Consider the following 19839-nt stretch of genomic DNA (forward strand, 5'->3'; position numbering starts at 1 on the left):
TCCGTCAGGAAGCCTAGCCTAGCGTGAGGATATTACCACTGGCCGCGTCAACGCCAATAGTCCCTCTGGCCCGCGGGTCACGCCATACCCACTTCCCCCTGCGCCTCCGAAAGGCAGTCTTGGATCTGCAGTGGGTACGATCAGGTCGTTGATGCACACCGAGCCCGAGCGAAGCCGTCGTGCCAGCATTGCCGCCGCAGGTGCCGGACCAAAAATACTCGCCCCCAGTGCGTAAGACATCCCCTTCTCCAGCGTCGTGGCGACCTCGATATCCGAAACACCCGTCAGCGCCAGCCAGGGCATGAAAATGTCCGTATCCAGGAGGCCATGCAGCCCCTCCACCTGCGTGAATATGCTCACATCCCCCACCATCTCCACACGGCCACCCGCAGCTTCGATCCGCTCCTTCAGTGCCGCAAGCCGCGCTTGACCAGCACTGTCGCAGGACAGAGGCGGTTTTTGAGCCAGCGTGGACCTCAGCAATGCCAAAACGGCAGCCTTGTCCTCGTTGCGGATAAAAACCCGATGCGGCGCAATACATGTCGCGCCGTTATTCAAACGGACCCCATAAGCAAGCCGACGAGCGACATGAGCCAGATCAGCGCCCGGCAGCACAAACACCGGGTCCACGCCTGACAACTCCATGATCGTTGGCGTCAAGGTTCTGGCGGCATCCTGAAGCACTTGCCGCCCCGTCTGCGCCGATCCGGTTAGGATAATCAGATCAAAACCCGCGGCGACCGCTTCCCGGCCTGCATCCGTTGGCAAAACCATGCATACCGATGGGGGGAAACCAGCCTGCGCCAGAAGATCAACCAGCAGACGTGCCGCCGCCTCTCCCCCCGGGGCCGGCTTCAGAGCCACCACATTCCCCGCCACCAGAGCCTGTAAAAGCTGGATGCCGGGTAACATCAACGGATAATTCCCCGGCGCCAGTATCAGAACCGCCCCGAAAGGTCTCCGCTCAACACGCGACGTCACTCCCGGCAGCCACAGCGGCCGCCCCCACATACCCGCCTTGCGCGCGCTCAATACTTTCCCGGCATTCCGCTCAAGAAACCTGCACGCTGCCAATAGAGGCAGCAGTTCGGCCGTCCATGTCTCAACCGCCGGACGCTTCGGATACAGAGCCGGAAGTCTCCGCCATTTCCGCCACAGCAGACAACGAAAACGCCGGACCAGACGCAGCCGCGCGCCCATCGGCACCGCATCCCAATGCTCTGCCGCCTGTTTCAGCCGGGCGACAGCATCGTCGGACACCGTCATCTGTCCGATCCCCCTATTTCGTTCTCAAGGCTACGGAGAGCGCCGCATCCTGATTTCCAAAAGTAAACGCCGCATCGGCAAACCGGGGTGGTCCGAAATGCATCGGCGGACTGCGCGAAAAGCCCAGTGGCTCCTTCGGTATTCCCAGAAAATTCTGATCCAGCTTCTGGTTGCCATTGCGGTCCTGAAAGGACTGAACCGCATAAACCCCAGGCCGGACATCCGCAAATGTTACGCTCACCTGCCCCGGCCGGGACGGTACGATCGCATGATACCCACAATCTGGCGCCAGAAACTCCGCTTTCGTACACACAGCCACGCGAATATTCCCGGTCGCATCAGGAATATTCGTCACTGCCACATTCAGCGCAGCAGCCTGCACGACGTCGGGTAACAGAAACAAAAACAGCATCAGAGGTAATTTCATCATACAGACCCCGGTGGATAGGACCGCCCCCGCCAGCGTGGCGCATAGCCGAGGTACCTGCCAATCAACGCCTGCCACTGAAGCATCAGCAGCAGTGCTGTTCCAAGGGGCGCCAGCACAACGGTGCCCCAGCCCTGCCGGAACCGGTACGAAATCAGACCCCGTGTCAGAAGCGTCATCCCGGCCGCCAGCCGGGAGACCGGGGTTGCAGGCAGTACGAATGGAAGAATCTGCGCTGCTCCCAGCAACACGCTCCAGACCGGGAGCCCCCGGGGCGTCGCCATGCCTTCCGTCGCGTTTTTCAGAAGCCCGTTCCAGACATCTGCCCCACGGCGGTACATCCGGCACGAGGCGAGATCCGTCGCATCGAACAACATTGCCCGAAACCCGTGCCTCCGGAACTGCCGCGCAAGGGCCAGCCCGTCATGCAGCCGGTTTCGGACGGCAGCATGCCCCCCGCTGGCCTGATAGGCCCTGCGTCTCACCAGAACGAGTTGCCCGCAGGCCGCGGCGAATGCAGGCTTCCGGCCTGTATCGAATACCATCGGCAGATACCCCAGCAGCAGGACATGGATAAACGGCAGGAGCAGCCACTCCAGAAATGTCCGCGTCACCTGCCGTGGCACACCACTGAGAAACGAAACATCAGGCTGCTCCGCCATCAGGCCGGAAAGCCGCGCCAGCGCATCGGGCTGCAGCCGCACATCCGCATCAATAAACAGCATCAACCCGTACCGCGCAGCCTCCCCAAGCACCGCACAGGCATGCGTCTTGCCGCACCACCCTTCCGGAAGGTCGGGCGCCTGTAACACCCGCAGCCGCGGATCATCGCAGGCCCGCAGAATCTCCAGCGTCCTGTCGCTCGAATGGTCATCGAGCACGATCAGTTCCAGTTCCACGCCCTGACTGGCCAGAACCGTGTCGATCGCCCCTTGGATGGTCTCTTCCTCATCCCGCGCCGGAATCAGCACGGAAATTGCCCCATGTCCGGATGCGTCCGGAAGCCTGCGCAACCTGCCCAGATTCAGCAGCGTCATGGCGAACGGCAGAAGAGCGGCGCCGAATGCCAGTTTCTCAAGCTTCCGGGTCATGGATCATGCCGTGGCTGAAAACTGTCCCGATGCACCCACCGCCGGACTCTGCGACCAACATCATAAAGGCCGCCGATCCCTGCCCGCCCCTGCACAAACGTCGTAAAGCGCGATGCATCACGCGCGCACGCATCACGCGCCAGCGCATCCATCGTTTCCGTCAGAGCCGCCTCCATGCGCGTCGTCACACAGCGTACCCCCTCACCCACAGGCACCGGGGAGCCAAATCTGAGCAGAAGCTCCGGCCGGTTCTCGTTCCAGAATGGATATTCAATTGCCAGAGGCACAAGCCGGACCGAAGGAATATGCCGCACCAGATGCGCAAACCCCGGCTGAAGCCGGACGGGCCGCACACGGCAATCGGCAAAGTCTCCCTGAGGCGTGATCCACAGGACATGCCCCTGCTGCAATACATCCCGCGCAACATGGACAAACTGCCGGAGAGACTGCGGATCACTGGGATCAACGGGGATAAGCCCGGCCTTTTCCAGCAGCGGATACCGGCGCAAGGCCGCCGCCTCCATCGGGCCATAGCCATGACAGTGTCCGAAAAAATGATGCTGCAACCACGCAAAAACCGCAGGATCCCACCACCCCGGATGGTTCGCACACACCACGAGAGGTCCGCGATGACGCAGCGCCTCTGCGTCTCCCGACAGCCGGACAGCGTTGAAACCGCGCTGAATCCCCCGGCGCATCCCCCGCGACACAAGTGCGGCCACCAGCGGATGCCGTCCTCCTGAAGCTGTCACGAGACGCCGGCTTCCGCCATGTCGTGATCGGCGCAGTCCGCCGCGATCCATCCCGACATCAGCGCCATCGGCATTCCCGCCCCGGGATGCGCAGAGCCGCCTGCAAGATAAAGCCCCGGAACATCCACTGAGCGGTTCGCAGGCTTGAACGCCCCGTTCAGACGCCCATGACTCGCGAGACCATAAATTGCCCCGCGCAGCGTGGAATAACGTTCCTGAATATCGAGCGGCGTCAGATGATGTTCCACCCGGATCCGCTCCTCCAGATCAGGCATTCCTGCACAGCGCTTCAGCTTGTCGAGAATGACCTGCCGGTATCCCGGAAACATGTCCTGCCAGTTCTGACCGCGGTGGATGTAAGGGGTGTGCACCAGAACATACAGCGCCTCGCCCCCTTCCGGTGCGACCCCGGGGTCGGTCCGTGACGGTGCCGCAAGATAGCAGGTCGGGTCCGGCGCAGGCACGCCCCGGCGATAGATGGCGTCGAATTCCTCTTCCGGATCGTCGGAAAAGACGAAGTCATGATGCGCCAGATGATCATAGGCACGATCCAGCCCCAGATAGAGCACCACACCCGAACACGCTGGCCGGCGCCGCTTCCAGTGCCGCTCAAACCCTACGGTCGGAATATGCGCCAACAACTCCCGCATCGTGCGCACACTGTCCATGTTGGAAACGATCGCATCTGCCTCCAGAACATCACCCTGCGCCGTCAGAACGCCACAGGCGCGCCCGGCCCGCGTCAGGATCCGCTGCACCCGCATTCCCGTCCTGAATTCGACACCGAGTTCCTCGCCAAGCCGGACCAGTGCTTCCGGAACGGCACGGGTGCCCCCCATCGGATACCAGACCCCGTCATGGCTCTGCATGTCGGCAATCCCCAGCAACACGGCCGGCGCCTGGAACGGGTTGGAGCCTACATATTGCGTCAGATGGTCCAGCATCTGGGCCGCCTGCGGATTATGGATGCGCTTGCGGATTTCCCGCGCGAACGTGGAATCCATCCGCAGCCGCAGTACATCCTGCAACGTCGCAAGCGTGAACGACCTGCGCAGATCCATCGTATCCGCAATGCCGCCCACGCTTTTCCAGAAGAAAAACCTTTCGGACGTCTCATGCAGCTGACGGCTGGTTTCCATCAGGTCACGATACCCGTCGCCATCCCCTGCACACAGGCTTTCCAGAACCTGCGCCATCCGCTCCGCATTTTCTTCCAGATCAAGCGTCTGCCCGTCCTCGAAAAAGCAGCGCCACTGCGGATCAAGCCGCCGCAGATCCAGCCGCTCGTGCATATCAACGCCCGCTTCGGCGAAAACACGCTCCAGCACACGCGGAACGGTCAGGATGGTCGGCCCCATATCGAAGCGGTAGCCGCCCTCCCGCCATTCCGCAGCCTTGCCCCCCAGCCAGTCATTGGCCTCAAGCACGGTCACTTTATGGCCACGCGCCGCCAGCGTGCAGGCCGCTGCAAGTCCGCCCAGCCCGGCTCCGATGATAATGACGGACGACTTCTGTTCAGGACGCGACATGGGTGGCCCCTTTCCGGGAACGCCGGTTAAAAAACGCAGAGCCCCTGCGGGGCGCAAGATCGCGGATCACCAGGTCGCTGCTGATCCGCGCGCCCTCGAAAATCACCGGAAGCCCGCTTCCCGGGTGGGTTCCGCCGCCCGCCAGATAGACGCCCTGAATATCCTCGAAACGGTTGTGCGGCCGACGGTGCAACATCTGACCCATATTATGCGCCAGATTGAAAACCGCCCCCTTGTGAACGTCGTAACGCTCTTCCCAGTCCATCGGCGTCAGGATCTTCTCAAAGCGGATCCGTTCCTCGATATTCGCAAAACCGGCCTTCTCCAGACGCGCCATCACGAGCTTGCGCGCCTGCGCCCGTGTTTCGTCCGTCCAGTCCACACCCCCGTCACGCAGATGCCCCACCGGCATCAGGACATAGAGTGTAGAATGTCCCGCCGGTGCCTGCTCCGGATCGGTCACGCAGACATTCTGGATGTAGAGAGACGCCTCCTCGGACAGCATTTTCCCTGCTTCGATTTCAGCGAAGTTCCGGTCATAGGATTCTGACAGGAAAATCGTGTGGTGTCCCTTGTCCGGAACAGTTCCCTCAATTCCGAGATATATCATGAACGTCGAGCAGGAATATTTCTTCCGCTCGATGAAATTGTTCTTCCATCGGCGCCGTTTCCTGTCCGGAACCAGCTTCGTCATCGCCCGCCCGAAATCGGCATTGATGACGATGGCATCCGCCCGTTCAGGCCCCTGATCGGTCAGCACACCGGTTGCACACCCCTTGCGAGTCAGGATTTCACGTACCGGTGTGTTCAGACGGATCGTAACCCCAAGCCGCTCTGCTGCCTGCCCCATGGCCTCCATGACGGCCATCGTGCCCCCGACGGGATGATAGATACCGTATTCATGCTCCATGAAACTCAGGATCGTGAACAGGCTCGGGCACCTGTAGGGCGACATGCCGAGATATTTGCTCTGGAATGAAAAGGCGAGCCGCGTCCTCGGATCGCGGAAATACCGGCTCAGGTCCCGGTCAACAGAAGACAGCGGCCGCAGCTTTGGAAAAGCCCGCAGCATGTCCGGCCGCAACAGATCCAGCACACTGTTGAAAGGCCGCTGCAAAACAGGAATGAAGTTGCGGAACTTGGCGCGGTTATCGGCAATAAATTCCCGAATTTGTCCGGCATCCTGCACGTCAATCCGCGCAATCTCACGCTCCAGCACATCAATATCGGACGTAACCTTCAGGGACGGACCGTTTTCAAAAACCAGATCATAATTTTCATCGAGTTTCTTCAGGGTAATCGTGTCTTCCATCCGCAGCCCGCAGCGCGTGAAGATGTTCCGAAGGATCTGAGGATAAAGAAAAAAGGTCGGCCCGGTATCAAACCGAAACACCCCGGCTCCGGTTTCGCCCTCAATGGCGGAAGATCTTCCCCCGAGCTTACTGTGCCGCTCATAGAGCGTCACGTCCGCACCTGCATGGGCCAGCAGCATTGCCGAAGCCAGGCCGCCTGGCCCGCCACCAACAATCGCAATCCGCCGATTGTGGAGAGAACCAGACTTTATAAGCGTTTTGACGATCGCATCGTTTTCCAAGTTTTGGTCTTTTCCACTCGAGACAGAATTTTTTCTAAAAACAGAGACGCGATGAAACGCTGTATTTTGCCTCTGCAAGAACTCGTCAGACGTCCGTTCGTTGCATGTTGGTTCTGTTTTGAATCGGCCGTTATCGTGGCCCTAGGGTTACAACCAGTTTTCTGGCTGAAACGCCCTTACGCTGGCGTTCGAGTGCTTCTGGAATTACTTCCAGGCCGTGCCCGACAATTTCTGGCTCAGGCGCGGGCCTGAACTGCCCGCTTTCAAGCGCCGACGGCAGGAATTCCCTGTAAATCATAGGCCCGACCTCATTATGAAGAGGGGCGCCACCCCAGATGAACTTTGTCTTCACGCCTTTGCGTCGGGCTCTCAGAGCGAGGGAAATATTTCTGATCACCAGCCCCATCAAAGCAGGCAGCAGTTTTTGCCAGCGCCCACGTCCCGCTGAAATTTCATCGAGAGATACAGGAGGCGTCGCCAGCGCGATAAAGCGTTGCCCTTTGGTAGCTCCAAGAATGTCGATACAGGCTTTGGCCGATCCCGTACCGATCGCAATGGCGCCACAGACCTCCCGTCCTCGCAACGCCTCAATGATTACCGACGGTGTTGACGGGCTGTGTCGATCATAAACGGCACAGGCGCCCAGCCTCTTCAGATAGGAAGCATTTCGCAGAGATGACGTTGCGATGACATCATAGCCAGCCGCGACCGCAAGCTGGATCGCGTTGCATCCAACGCTTGTGGAGCCTCCCCAAACAACCAGTGTCTGACCCGCTGGCGCAGGCTTGCTGGAGGGAGGGCGCATGGCAAGAAAATCAGGCTGGAAAAGGCCTGCTGCAGCTGTTGTGAGGCCAAGAGGTAAAACGCTTGCCGCCTCAAAAGACAGATTGTCTGGCAGCGGCGAAGTCATTTTCTCCATAAGAATGACCTGCTCCTGAAATGCCCCTTCGGCAGACCGCCGACCCTTTTCTTCTCCGGAAGCAAAGCCCACGACCCGATCTCCCACCTTGAAGCAGGTAATATTTGAACCGACCGCGACGACATCCCCCGCCACGTCTGAGCCAAGAATGGCCGGGTAAGTCATCCAGGGAGTAATGACATCACCAACGGACTGGATGAGCCGTTCAAACGGGTTTACAGCGATCGCACGGACAGAAACGAGAATTTCATCCATCCCGGGTGCTATGTCTGGAACAGCGCGCACTGCAAAAAGACCACGCTTCTCGCCGAGAATAAGTGCTTCATGATTGGGCATGGAATACTCGCATCACTTTCAGAATGGTCTATTTTCTAACAATCCCTTCCTGTACGATCCATGCTTTAAAAACCGCTTTTTCGTCGCAATCGTACAGAGGGGTTATGGATCCACTTTCTGACGTTCTTAGGTTTCTTGAGCCTGACAGTTACGGTTTTCGTGGGCTGAGCGCACAGGGAGACTGGTGTCTGGAGTTTCCTGAAGGACCTGGTCTGAAATGTCAGGCCATACAGACAGGAGTGTGCTGGATTGAGGTGGACGGTCTTGACGCTCCTGTTCAACTTGAGGCGGGCGATCTGGTCCTCTTGTCAGGCCAACATGCTTTTCGCACCTACACGAACAGAACCGTTTCGCCTCTCAGTGCCTACGATGTTCTGCTGTCCGTAGCCGTCGGCCATACTGCTGTCTTGAACGGAGGAGGACACGTCACAGGCATGGGCGGATTTTTTAAATTCAAAGCGCCTTATGCAGAACGAATGCTGAGCGAGCTTCCGCCACTGATCCATATCAGGCCAAATGCTTCAGGAAGCACAATGAAATGGGCTGTTGAACAACTGATGTCCGAATTACGCCAGCCCGAAATAGGAAGCGCGCTCCTTGCAGCCCATCTTGCTCAAATGCTCCTGATCCAGGGGCTGCGGCTACATATCACCAGCAGCACTCAGGGTACGGGCTGGCTATACGCCTTGCGCGATCCACGTCTTCATGCCGCCCTGTGTGCGATCCACAAAAATCCGGAAGCCCAATGGACGCTTCAAACGCTTGCGGGAATTTCTGGAATGTCACGGACTAGTTTTGCGGCTCACTTTAAAGCAATAATTGGCGAGACCTGTATGAACTACCTGACACAATGGCGAATGACGGTTGCATCACACCATCTTGCCAAAAGAGGAATAAGTGTAGCACGAGCGGCTGAACTGTCTGGTTATAGTTCCGAGAGTGCATTTAGTGCAGCGTTTAAGCGCGTCATGGGACAGGTACCGTCAAATTTTTCAAAAGATACGGATATCCGAAGCGCAGTTACAGCAGACCGAATCAAGCCATAACAGATCCTTGGAGAATATTACCGCCTTAAGAGCATCAGCAGCAGAAAACTATCCCTTCAAATGAACCACCTCGCTCAAGAGCAGTTTTTTTATTCCTCAGCGTGACCGAAGTCCGATGTCTGACGACCATTTCCACTGCGTGACCCATGGCTGAGCGCCGCCTGAATACGATCTATAAGCTCGGATCTCTGATACGGCTTGCCAAGTACTTCAAAATTATTATTGTCAGGTGCGTTCAGTGACATCTCATCATTATAACCTGTAGTGAGAACAACAGGCGTCTGAGGACGTAATTGGCTGATTTTTTCTGCCAGAACCAGGCCATTGGGTCCCCCTGGCATGATAACGTCCGAGAAGACCGCACTGAATGGCCTGTGTTCAGAAAGTGCTTTCGCGAAAACATCCAATGCTTCCGTGGCATCCTGGGAAATCGTTACCTGATACCCGGTTTCCATAAGAGCATCCGCTGCGTATTGGGCAATATCGGCATTGTCTTCAACAATCAGAATATGCGGCACATTCGAATTTTCATCGACCGGCTGTGCTTTATAACCCGTATTTTCCTTGATGTTTTCAGTATCTTCTTTTGACGCAGACACTGGAAAAATCATATGAATACTTGTGCCTCTCTGGTGTTCGCTCTCCACTTCCAGACGCCCACCAGACTGTTGAACGAAGCCCTGAACCATTGCCAGCCCCAGACCTGTTCCCTGTCCGGACGGTTTGGTTGTAAAAAACGGCTCTGTCGCTCGCAAGACAATATGAGGCAGCATTCCCTGCCCTTCATCCGCCACTGTCACGACCACGTAGTCTCCTGGTTTGAGACGGCGGGCTTCGGCATCTCCATTGAGATGAAGAAGCTTCGTTTTTATCGTGATCGAGCCGCCCGATGAAGACGCATCGCGGGCGTTGGCGACGACATTGAGAAGCGCCATTTCAAAGTAGTTTGCGTCCAGCTTTACATCTGGTAAACGTAATCTCAGGTTCAGATAGAGATCAATCTGGGTTCCAACTGACATCTCTATCAATTCTTTGAAAGAACTGATGAGTGAACTCAGATTGACTTGTGTTGGTTCAAGCCGGGTCCGGCGCGCAAAAGACAGCAGCTGCCGCGTCAGTCTCGCCCCCCGGTCCGCAGCCTGCTGGGCGATCATATGCTGGCGATCAAACGCCTGATGATCCAGGCGCTTGTCCTTCATCCGGTCCAGACTGTTATTCAGGATCTGCAATAAATTATTGAAGTCATGCGCAAGACCTGCGGTCAGTTGTCCGATTGCTTCCATCTTCTGGCCCTGCCGCAGGGCCATCTCGCTTTCACGGCGCTTGGAAACGTCAAGCTGACTGGCGAAAAAATAAATCAGTTCTCCCTGTTCGTCGAACACCGGCCCCATGAAAATCGCATTCCAGAACGGTGTTCCGTTGCGTCGATAGTTCAGGATCTCGAGGGCAATCGGTTTGCAATTCGCAATAGCGTCTCTCAGTTGCCGGACATCATTTGGGTCGGTACCAGCGCCTTGTAGAAAACGACAGTTTCTTCCGACCACTTCACTGACCTCATATCCGGTGAGGTCAAGAAAGGCATTATTTGCAAAGGCAATCGGGCAGTCGGGCAGTCGGGCAGACGCGGATCAGCCAAAATCATGGGCATTCTGGTCATTTCGACTGCTGCAAAGAAAACATTGCTTCTGTTTTCAAGCGTCGGGTCACTGATTTTTGTCTGCGCCCAATGGTGCGGCTCACGATCGCTCAATGTTGCCAGCTCCCCAGTCGAGGGATGTTTGGATAAATCTTGATTCATGAACTCTGCCGATGACGTGGGGCGCGTTTGCATAGCCTTCCATCCCACGCGAAAGAACGGAACGGCAACACAAATCTTGTTTCCGGGTAAAAATCACCCTTGGTTCTCTTCTAGGCAACCCGATGAACGTCTTGTGCTCCCCAGACATATGCCGCAGATCCATGTATAAACAGGCTGTTGATAGCAGGAGCAGAGATGTCAAGACCTCCGGTATAGGCCCCTATGGCTGGCAGGATCAGACGTTCTTCTCCTGTGATGAAGCAGGGGCGGCTCATAACGTGACCCCTGCTCCGTATCCTGATCTTCGGATGCAGATGGCCTGCCAGTTCCGCATGACCGGCAGGAATAACTGCAGATGGAATATGCCGAAGGAGAAGATCGCCGCACCGGTATTCTTCAAGCCAGTCGCCTGCCACCTCTGAAACCGGAATCCCATCATGATTTCCTGTAATCCATAACGGATCTACTTTCTGGCTGATACAATTGAGAAGGGCTCGTTCGGCATCAAGGAGACGCTTCCCAGCGGAATGGTCATGAAAGCTGTCTCCGAGTGCTATCAGAAGCCGCGGCGCATGCGCTTCAATAAGCAGTAATACTTTCTCAAGTGTGGAAATCGTGTCTCCAGGTGGAAGCAGAAGCCCACGCGCCCGGGCAGATGTCCCTTTCCCGAGGTGAAGGTCAGCGACAACGAGTGTCTCAGTTTCAGGCAGAAGAACAGCACCACCGGGCAGAAGATGTATTCGCTCACCTGCTAGGGTAATCTCCCGGAATTTCATGCTTTTTCTGCTAAACCATACAGCTTGTCAGCCTCGGCCATCAGATAGTCCTCCCCCTCTCCTCCCCTGATTTTTTCACGTCCCTGTTCCAGAAGAACGGAAACGGCAAGCGGTGAGACATGGGACAGGGCGACATGGTCGACATGGCCCTGAATTCGGTCCAGCATGGATGACAGGCGCCCAAGATCCGTCAGACCTTCTTCTGCCTGTAGACGCGTCGCCCGCAGGAGGATGTGATCAGGATCGTATTTTCTGAGAACATCATAAAGAAGGTCGCTGCTGATCGTCATCTGGCGGCGGTTCTTCTCACGCCCCGGATAATTGCGTTCCACCAGCCCGGCGATGATGGCAACGTCCCGGAAAGTCCGTCGAAGCATGGCGCTTTCAGCCAGCCATTCTGCCAGATTCCCCCCTAGCAGATCCCTGCTGAACAGATCCGTCATGGCACCCGTGGGATGAACGCACCAGCAGGCGACCATATAGTCGTTCGCGACAAAGCCCAGAGGGCCTTTTCCGGTTTTTTCCAGTCTTTTCGTCAGTAACAGTCCCATCGTCTGGTGTGCATTCCGTCCCTCAAAAGGATACGCCACAATGTAATGCAATCCCCGATGGGGAAAGGTCTCGACCAGAAAGTTTTCCGGCCCGGGCAAACGGGAGCGGGCTGTCTGCAAAGTGAGCCAGTCCTGCACGGATTTTGGCAATACATCCCAGGCAGATGGTGTGTGCAGTATTTCACGCACATGCCTTGCCAGACCGGGTGAGATGGAAAGCTGGTTACCTCCGTAAACCGGCACGCGTGGGTCTTTCCCCCGACCGCGGGCAGCCTGAACAGTCGTATCGTGCAGTCCCAGAAACTCCAGAAGCTCTCCACCCAGCAGGAACGTATCGCCCGGCACAAGTGTTGCGGCGAAATACTCGTCAATTTCTCCATAGGGCTTTCCGCGCCGGGATTTGACGCGCAGCATCGGGGTATCAACGATGGTACCGATATTCATTCGACACTGCCGGATAATCTGCTCATTACGGACCCAGAGCTGCCCGAGTGAATCCCGGAAAAGACGCTGATGGCGCTCGTAGGCCTGCAAGGCATAGCCCCCATCTTCCACAAACCGGACAATTTCATCGAAATCAGCGCGGGAAAGCTGGCTGTAAGGAGCTGTCTGACGGACTTCTGCGTACAGAGTATCCGGAAAGAAGGGCCCGGCACAGGCCGTGACCAACACATGTTGAGCCAGAACATCGAGGCCCCCTGCGCGCGGAGGATTACCGTCTAGTTCGTGGCGCAAAACAGCCTCTCTGGCGGCTTCGCATTCCAGAACTTCAAAGCGGTTGGCCGGGGCAAGAAGTGCGCGCGATGGCTCGTCCATCCGGTGATTGGCCCGGCCGATCCTCTGGGTCAGGCGGGAAATCTGCTTTGGCGCCCCGACCTGAATGATCTGGTCCACGGCACCCCAGTCCAGTCCCAGATCAAGCGAGGACGTCGCCACGACCGCCCGCAGATCGCCCCGCGCCATAGCCTCCTCCACCCGCGACCGACGCGCTGCATCCAGACTGCCGTGATGAAGCCCGATGGGCAGGTTTTCTGCATTATCTTTCCAGAGCGCCTGAAACAGCAGCTCCGCCTGCGCCCGGCTGTTGACGAACACAATGGTCAACCTGGCACGTGCAATTTCCGTCAGGATGGCCGTGGCACTGCCCAGACCCGTGCGACCAGCCCAAGGGAGATAGCCGCGCTGGTCAGGAAGAAGCACATGAACATCGGGGCGTGCGCCGTCTTCCGCTGTGACAAGGCGGATGTCAGCACTCTGGCCCGTTGGAGATATCCAGGCAGCCATGGCGGAAGGATGCGCCACGGTTGCGGACAGGCCATTGATGCGGAGCGCGGGAGAAAAAACTCGCAAACGGCTGCCGCATAAAGCGAGCTGGTCTCCCCGCTTTGTGCCTGCCAACGCATGTACCTCATCGACGATCAGAACTTTGAGCGTAGAGAAATATGCGGCCGCATCAGGATACGAGAGCAGCAGCGCCAGACTTTCCGGCGTTGTCAGCAAAATATGCGGCGGATTTTTCTGCTGCTTTTTCCGACGTGCTCCGGATGTGTCTCCGCTTCGGACCTCAACCCGGACAGGCAGACCCATCTGCATGATCGGACGGGACAGACTTTCTGCAATATTGGCCGAAAGCGCCTTCAAGGGACTGACATACAACGTATGTAGTCCTTCGCAGGAACCGTCGGCCAGTTCGATAAGAGTGGGGAGAAACCCGGCAAGCGTCTTTCCCCCACCCGTGGGAGCAATGAGGAGCGCGGACACGCCGTCCTCTGCCGCCTGTAACATGGCGAGCTGATGAGGTCGGGGAGACCAGCCCTGTTGCGAAAACCAGCTCTGAAAAGGTTCGGGAAGATGTTTGCTCATTGGCTTTAAGGAACGCACACGCGTTTCGCGGGTTCTGTTACCTGGATAAGTCATGGAGAAGACCGGGTGGACTGGCTTGAGCTGAAACCGGAAGGGCTCTTCTGCGCGCCCGGCGCTTTCTACATCGACCCTCTTCAACCTGTGGGACATGCCGTTATTACTCACGGTCATTCCGATCATGCCCGTCCCGGCCATCAACATGTCACTGCGACACCCGAAACACTGGCCATCATGCGTTTGCGGATGGGTGAAGACCAGGCCGGCCAGACACAGCAGGCTCTCCCGTATGGAGAGGTGATATCCGTAGGGAACGTCAAGATCTGGCTCGCGCCTGCTGGACATGTTCTGGGAAGCGCGCAGATTGTCATGGAATACCGTGGGGAACGCGCCGTCGTCAGTGGCGATTACAAGCGCGCGCCCGATCCGACATGCGTTCCGTTTGAGGTCGTTCCCTGCGATCTGTTCGTGACAGAAGCGACCTTTGGCCTTCCCGTCTTCCGGTTACCCGATCCCGCTCATGAAATCGCCAAACTGCTGCATGACGTGCGCCTGTTCCCCGAGCGCACGCATGTCGTGGGCTGTTATGCCCTTGGCAAATGTCAGCGCCTGATCGCTTTGCTTCGAGAGAGCGGCTATCACGCGCCGCTCTGGCTCCATGGTGCTCTTCTGCCGATGTGCAGTCTTTACGAAAGTTTCGGCATTCCGCTGGGCGAGCTGCGCTCTGCAACAGCAGCCAAAAAAGGCGAAATGCGCGGAGGCATTGTTCTGGCGCCACCTTCCGCAATTGCCGACCGATGGGCGCGTCGCCTGCCAGAGCCGGTCGTCTGTCTGGCCTCCGGCTGGATGCATGTCCGACAGCGGGCAAAGGCGCGTGGGGTCGAGTTGCCTGTTGTCATCAGCGATCACGCCGACTGGGACGCCCTGCTGGAGACGTGCCAGGCCACGGGAGCGAAGGAAATCTGGGTCACGCACGGGCGCGAAGATGCTCTGATCCACGCATTAAGCCGGAAGCAGATTCGCGGCCGGGCCCTTCGGCTGATTGGCTATGAAGACGATGAGGAAGCCGCTGAACAGGAAGCTGCCGGGCAGGATGCCAGCGTATGATCGAGTTCGCCACGCTTCTGGAACGTCTGGCCTTTACACCTTCGCGAAACATGAAACTTACCCTCCTCAGGGAGTATTTTTCCATGGCCCCGGATCCGGATCGGGGATACGCACTGGCCGCAATGGCGGGAAGTCTGTCTTTTTCCGCGGCCAAACCAGCCATGCTCAGGGCGCTGGCCATGGAGCGTACCGATCCCGAACTCTTTGCCTGGTCCTACGATTATGTCGGAGATCTCGCGGAAACGGTCGCGCTGATCTGGAAGCCGGAGCGTAAGGAGCACGATACCCCTGTTGCTCCCGGCCTGGCAGACGTCGTCCATACACTGGAGCGCCTTCCCAAAGCAGATGTTCCGAACGTTGTCAGAAAGTGGCTGGATGCGTGCGACACATCCTCGCGCTATGCCCTCCTCAAACTGATCACCGGCTCGCTCCGCGTAGGCGCGTCGGCCCGTCTGGCAAAAACGGCCCTTGCCGAGATGGCCTCTGTCGCACCGGATGACGTGGAAGAAGTCTGGCATGGCCTTGAGGCACCCTATAAGGAGCTTTTCGCCTGGGTCGAAGGAAAAGGGCCGAAACCGGATGCGAAAGATGCTCCCGTCTTCCGGCCTCCCATGCTGGCTCAACCTCTGGAAAATGTTGATCTGACCGCCTTCGATCCTGCCGAATGGCGCGCGGAATGGAAATGGGATGGCATCCGGGTCCAGCTCGTTTCCACCCCTCAGGGAGAGCGGGTTTACACCCGTACGGCGGAAGATATCGGCAAGGCGTTTCCGGACATACTGGCCATTCTTCAGGATCTGGGAAGCCACGTCGTTCTGGATGGGGAGCTTCTGGTTGTGCAGGAAGGTGTTGTCGCGCCGTTCGCAGATCTCCAGAAGCGCCTGAACAGGAAATCGCCGACCGCTTCCATGCTCAGGGACATGCCAGCCGGTATCCGGCTGTACGATATCCTGTTTGAAGATGGCGAAGACCTTCGGTCCCTGCCCTTCGATATCCGGAGGCAGCGGCTGGAAAGCTGGTACGCGCGTTTGAAGCCGCCCCGTATGGTTCTGTCAGAGCTCATCTCGTTCCGCAACTTTGAAGATCTGGCCACGCTCCGCGAGAATGCCCGGAGCGAAGGTATTGAAGGACTGATGCTGAAAAAGGCCGACAGCCCGTATGTGCCCGGCCGTCCACGGGGACCCTGGTGGAAATGGAAACGTGAACCCCTGACTGTCGATGCCGTCGTTATGTATGCCCAACGTGGTCACGGCAAAAGGAGCAGCTTTTATTCCGACTATACGTTTGGCCTGTGGCGCACAGTCGAAGAAAAACGCGAGCTTGTTCCCATCGGCAAAGCCTATTCAGGCTTTACGGATGAGGAACTGAAGTTTCTGGACAAATGGGTCCGCGATCACACCACGAAACGTTTCGGACCAGTCCGGGAAGTCGCACAGGGGCTTGTGCTGGAAATTGCCTTTGACGCGGCTCAGTATTCCAAGCGGCACAAGAGCGGCGTCGCGCTCCGGTTTCCCCGTGTAGCCCGTATTCGACGCGACAAACCCGCACAAGAAGCCGACGATCTGGAAACCTTTATCAGGGCTTTCCTATAAGGGTGGGACCAGATTTTCCAACGTGAATTCTTCCTGCCCGAAACAATCCGGAGACGAAGTCAAGCGTTGGTGACCTGCCAAACAGACTTTGCATTCAAGCTGACTGATAAGTTGGCTGGGCCGAGGGAAACAGGAAGATCATGATTTCACGTCTCTGGAAGATTACGCTCGGGGGCGCGCTTGCTTCCTCCTCAGCTGCCTTGATCCTCAGTCGGATCAGGACAGGCTCTTATGGACCGGGCGTGAACTGTACCGCACACTGGCTGCACGGCGATGACGCCGCCAAAATCGGGAGACTGGATGTCTCCCATTCCCTCGCCGGCATCGCAACCAATACATCTGCCGTATTTTTCTGGGCCTGGTTCTATGACAGGGCCCTCGGTCGCAATCCGACGGTGATGCGCACACTGCTCTTAACGGCGGCTCTTGGTCCCGTATCCTGTGTGGTGGACTACAAAGCCACTCCAAAACGTTTCACTCCCGGCTGGGAACTCGTCTTCTCCCGTTCGGATATGGCGGTCATCTACCTGTCGATGGTCGTCGGCATGCTCTGTGGCACTCTCGGAAAATCATCGCCTCGCAAGAAGACCGAAGGCGACGAAGCATGACTCCCCGAATATACCACGGCGAGGAAGCTCAGGCGGACCATGTACCCCTTGAAGGCGGCCTGCTGGGATGGCTGGCCATCCTGATGCTGGCCGTCCTCCTGCTCTGTAGCCGCCTCACATCCGGGAAGATCCGGTCTTTCGTTTTCCGTCTGGCCCGGATCTGGGTTGCAGGTCTTTTCTGTTTTTTTGCTGGCGTCCATCGTGGGGCGAGTTTTTACAACCCGGAAGGGCCGCGTCTGTCTGATCCGCTGATTTTCCTGAGCATGCATTTCGGCGGGCTGGGGCTTGCGCTTCTGCCCTCGCGCACAGCATGGCGGATTGCGCCAGCCGGAATGCTTCTGACGCTTGGTGGAGACGTTTTCCTGGCCCGTCAAGACCGGCTTCCCCGGTTTTTTCTACGCCTGCGGCCACTCCAGCTTCTGGTCGCGACAGCACTGATCGCTCTTCTTGGCGCGGCAGCACGCAACAACGTCGAGGCCCAGGTGTGACCTTGCTGATCCCTGTTCTGGGAGACCAGCTTTCGCCCTCCCTTGCCAGTCTGCAGAATGTGGACCGAAAGACGTCCGTGGTGCTTCTTATGGAGGTCTGGGACGAAGCGACCTATGTCCGGCACCACAAGAAGAAAATAGCGTTCATATTTTCCGCCATGCGCCACTTCGCCGGTGATCTGCGGACGCAGGGCTGGACGGTCGATTATGTTGCGCTCGACGAGCCGGAAAATACGCACAGTTTCACAGGCGAGGTTGTGCGTGCAGCGAAAAGGCACCGCGCCACGCGTATCCGGACGGTCACAGGCTCCGAATATCGTGTCTGTCAGTTCCAGCATGGATGGGACAAGAAAGCCGGCATTCCCTGCGACATTCTTGAGGATGACCGGTTCATCTGCTCGCGGGACGAATTCGAGCATTGGGCCAAAGGCCGCAGAACGCTGCGCATGGAGTATTTCTATCGCGAGATGCGCTTGAAAACCGGTCTGTTGATGAATGCTGACGGCACAGCGGCGGGCGGTCAATGGAATTTCGATCATGACAACCGCGAAAAACCTGCCTGCCGCCTGAATTATCCTTCTCCAGAGCGTTTCAATCCCGATGATACGACCACAGATGTCCTGAAACTCGTGCAGCATCGCTTCGGTGAGCATTTCGGAGAGCTGGAGCCTTTCGCACTTCCTGTTACACGGCTTCAGGCCCTGAAGGCACTTGAAGCATTTGTTGGAACATCCCTCCCCGACTTCGGGCGCTACCAGGATGCCATGATGACGGAGCAGGACTATCTTTATCACAGCAGCCTCTCCCTTTGTCTCAACACGGGATTACTGAATCCGCTCGAGGTCTGCACAGCAGCAGCCGAGGCCTACGAGCAGGGCGACGCCCCCATCAATTCCGTCGAAGGTTTCATTCGCCAGATCATTGGCTGGCGCGAATACATGCGCGGAATGTACTGGAGCGACATGCCCCGGTTTGCATCCCGGAACGAGTTGGCCGCTCATAGAGCTCTGCCTGAATTTTTCTGGACGGGCCAGACAGACATGAACTGTCTGGCCCAGAGTATCGCCCAGACAAAACGGGAAGCGTACGCCCATCACATTCAGCGCCTGATGGTTCTGGGCAACTTTGCCCTTCTGGCTGGTCTAAATCCGCAAGAAGTCTCTGACTGGTTTCTGGTTGTGTATTTCGATGCCTTCGAATGGGTTGAACTCCCCAATGTCATTGGCATGAGCCAGTTTGCTGATGGCGGGAAGATCGCGTCCAAACCGTATGTGAGTTCAGGCGCCTATATCAACCGCATGTCGGATTACTGCGGGAAATGCCGGTTTGACGTCGGGCAGAAGACAGGCTCCGAGGCCTGCCCCTTCAACGCTCTCTACTGGGACTTTCTGGCACGGCACGAAACACGCTTTTCTCATAACGCGCGCATGAAAAACATGTACGCAACGTGGCACCGTTTCAGCAGGGAAAAACAGCAGGAGTATCGCTCGAGTGCGTCTGCTTTTCTCGAAACTCTTACTCCGGCTGCACCGGGCTGGGCTCGTAAAGCGTGAGCCGTTTTCTGGCGGAGAAACAGGATGCGCCCCTGATCCTGACCCTTGAGCTGGAACAGTCCGTGCAGGACTGGGCGCAGTCCATGCGGGACCACCATTTTCCCCAAGACCGCAATATCGTTCCTGCGCATGTCACGATTTTCCACGCCTTGCCTGCAGAATATACAGACATCCTCCTTACGCATCTCATCAGAGATCGGCAGGCGCCCTGCGTCACAATCGAGGCGCCATTTCTGCTGGGACGGGGTGTGGCTTATCGTGTCATCTCCCCTGAGATCAAAGCCGTTCGGGAAGAAATTTCCGGCCTTGTTCCGCCAGAGCGCTGTACGGCACAGGATCGCGCTCCATGGCACCCACACCTGACCATCCAGAACAAGGTTTCTCCCCAGAAAGCCCGTGAGCTTCTGAAACATCTGTCACAGGGCTATGAACCTGTGAAAACCCATGGAGCGGCCCTGCGCCTGTGGCGATATCTTGGAGGACCGTGGGAACTTCTCGTTCGGGCTCCTTTTATGCTGCGTGGCGATTCTTAAATTTTTCCTTATG

17 protein-coding genes are annotated in these 19839 nt (G+C 57.4%); 7 read left to right on the plus strand and 10 right to left on the minus strand.

The features are described 5' to 3' along the window. Positions 1-18: 18 nt before the first annotated feature. The 7 genes from GAL01_RS13780 to GAL01_RS13810 all read right to left on the minus strand — a co-directional run bounded on the left by GAL01_RS13780 (position 19) and on the right by GAL01_RS13810 (position 7914). On the minus strand, positions 19-1266 hold the full coding sequence (locus GAL01_RS13780) for an aldehyde dehydrogenase family protein (protein WP_062029574.1): 1248 nt from the start codon (positions 1264-1266) through the stop codon (positions 19-21). Positions 1267-1279: 13 nt separating this feature from the next. Further along, positions 1280-1678 (minus strand): DUF2141 domain-containing protein, encoded by a 399-nt coding sequence (locus tag GAL01_RS13785; RefSeq protein WP_231865303.1) that lies wholly within the window; start codon positions 1676-1678, stop codon positions 1280-1282. 14 nt (positions 1679-1692) lie between these two features. Next, positions 1693-2784, minus strand: a complete 1092-nt coding sequence (locus GAL01_RS13790) for a glycosyltransferase (RefSeq protein WP_062029576.1) — start codon at positions 2782-2784, stop codon at positions 1693-1695. Continuing rightward, complete coding sequence (locus GAL01_RS13795) at positions 2781-3536, minus strand: lysophospholipid acyltransferase family protein (protein WP_231865304.1); 756 nt, start codon at positions 3534-3536, stop codon at positions 2781-2783. The genes GAL01_RS13790 and GAL01_RS13795 overlap by 4 nt, the downstream gene beginning before the upstream one ends. Further along, on the minus strand, positions 3533-5065 hold the full coding sequence (locus GAL01_RS13800; RefSeq protein WP_062029579.1) for a phytoene desaturase family protein: 1533 nt from the start codon (positions 5063-5065) through the stop codon (positions 3533-3535). The genes GAL01_RS13795 and GAL01_RS13800 overlap by 4 nt, the downstream gene beginning before the upstream one ends. Continuing rightward, the gene (locus tag GAL01_RS13805; protein ID WP_082790698.1) at positions 5052-6659 is read right to left on the minus strand and encodes a phytoene desaturase family protein; all 1608 of its coding nucleotides are present in this window, start codon (positions 6657-6659) and stop codon (positions 5052-5054) included. The genes GAL01_RS13800 and GAL01_RS13805 overlap by 14 nt, the downstream gene beginning before the upstream one ends. A gap of 130 nt (positions 6660-6789) precedes the next feature. Then, a complete protein-coding gene (locus GAL01_RS13810) occupies positions 6790-7914 on the minus strand; it encodes a zinc-binding alcohol dehydrogenase family protein (RefSeq protein ID WP_062029580.1) in 1125 nt (374 codons plus the stop codon). Between the two features lie 104 nt (positions 7915-8018). On the opposite strand from GAL01_RS13810, the gene GAL01_RS13815 reads away from it, so the two are divergent. Next, positions 8019-8960, plus strand: coding sequence for an AraC family transcriptional regulator (locus GAL01_RS13815; protein WP_231865305.1), 942 nt, complete (start codon positions 8019-8021; stop codon positions 8958-8960). An 89-nt stretch (positions 8961-9049) separates the two neighbouring features. Here the strand turns inward: GAL01_RS13815 and GAL01_RS13820 are convergent, their stop codons facing one another. The 3 genes from GAL01_RS13820 to GAL01_RS13830 all read right to left on the minus strand — a co-directional run bounded on the left by GAL01_RS13820 (position 9050) and on the right by GAL01_RS13830 (position 13948). Next, positions 9050-10573, minus strand: coding sequence for a PAS domain-containing protein (locus GAL01_RS13820; RefSeq protein WP_197458982.1), 1524 nt, complete (start codon positions 10571-10573; stop codon positions 9050-9052). Positions 10574-10868: 295 nt separating this feature from the next. Then, complete coding sequence (pdeM, locus tag GAL01_RS13825; RefSeq protein WP_062029583.1) at positions 10869-11534, minus strand: ligase-associated DNA damage response endonuclease PdeM; 666 nt, start codon at positions 11532-11534, stop codon at positions 10869-10871. Continuing rightward, positions 11531-13948, minus strand: coding sequence for a ligase-associated DNA damage response DEXH box helicase (locus tag GAL01_RS13830; RefSeq protein WP_082790700.1), 2418 nt, complete (start codon positions 13946-13948; stop codon positions 11531-11533). The genes pdeM and GAL01_RS13830 overlap by 4 nt, the downstream gene beginning before the upstream one ends. Before the next feature lie 66 nt (positions 13949-14014). On the opposite strand from GAL01_RS13830, the gene GAL01_RS13835 reads away from it, so the two are divergent. The 6 genes from GAL01_RS13835 (at position 14015) to GAL01_RS13860 (ending at position 19826) form a co-directional block, all read left to right on the plus strand. Continuing rightward, positions 14015-15052 carry a ligase-associated DNA damage response exonuclease gene (locus tag GAL01_RS13835; RefSeq protein WP_062029585.1) on the plus strand — a complete coding sequence of 346 codons (1038 nt, stop codon included), beginning with the start codon at positions 14015-14017 and terminating at the stop codon, positions 15050-15052. Beyond that, positions 15049-16644: a cisplatin damage response ATP-dependent DNA ligase gene (locus GAL01_RS13840; protein ID WP_062029587.1), complete on the plus strand. Its 1596-nt coding sequence runs from the start codon at positions 15049-15051 to the stop codon at positions 16642-16644. Before GAL01_RS13835 ends, GAL01_RS13840 begins: the two co-directional genes overlap by 4 nt. A 140-nt stretch (positions 16645-16784) precedes the next feature. Then, the gene (locus GAL01_RS13845) at positions 16785-17252 is read left to right on the plus strand and encodes a hypothetical protein (RefSeq protein WP_231865306.1); all 468 of its coding nucleotides are present in this window, start codon (positions 16785-16787) and stop codon (positions 17250-17252) included. After that, positions 17249-17740: a hypothetical protein gene (locus tag GAL01_RS13850; protein WP_062029589.1), complete on the plus strand. Its 492-nt coding sequence runs from the start codon at positions 17249-17251 to the stop codon at positions 17738-17740. The genes GAL01_RS13845 and GAL01_RS13850 overlap by 4 nt, the downstream gene beginning before the upstream one ends. After that, positions 17737-19293, plus strand: a complete 1557-nt coding sequence (locus GAL01_RS13855; RefSeq protein ID WP_062029591.1) for a cryptochrome/photolyase family protein — start codon at positions 17737-17739, stop codon at positions 19291-19293. The genes GAL01_RS13850 and GAL01_RS13855 overlap by 4 nt, the downstream gene beginning before the upstream one ends. Beyond that, positions 19290-19826, plus strand: coding sequence for a 2'-5' RNA ligase family protein (locus GAL01_RS13860; RefSeq protein WP_062029593.1), 537 nt, complete (start codon positions 19290-19292; stop codon positions 19824-19826). Before GAL01_RS13855 ends, GAL01_RS13860 begins: the two co-directional genes overlap by 4 nt. Positions 19827-19839 lie beyond the last annotated feature (13 nt).

Origin of the sequence: Gluconobacter albidus (assembly GCF_002723915.1) — a bacterium.
Taxonomy (GTDB): Bacteria; Pseudomonadota; Alphaproteobacteria; order Acetobacterales; family Acetobacteraceae; genus Gluconobacter; species Gluconobacter albidus.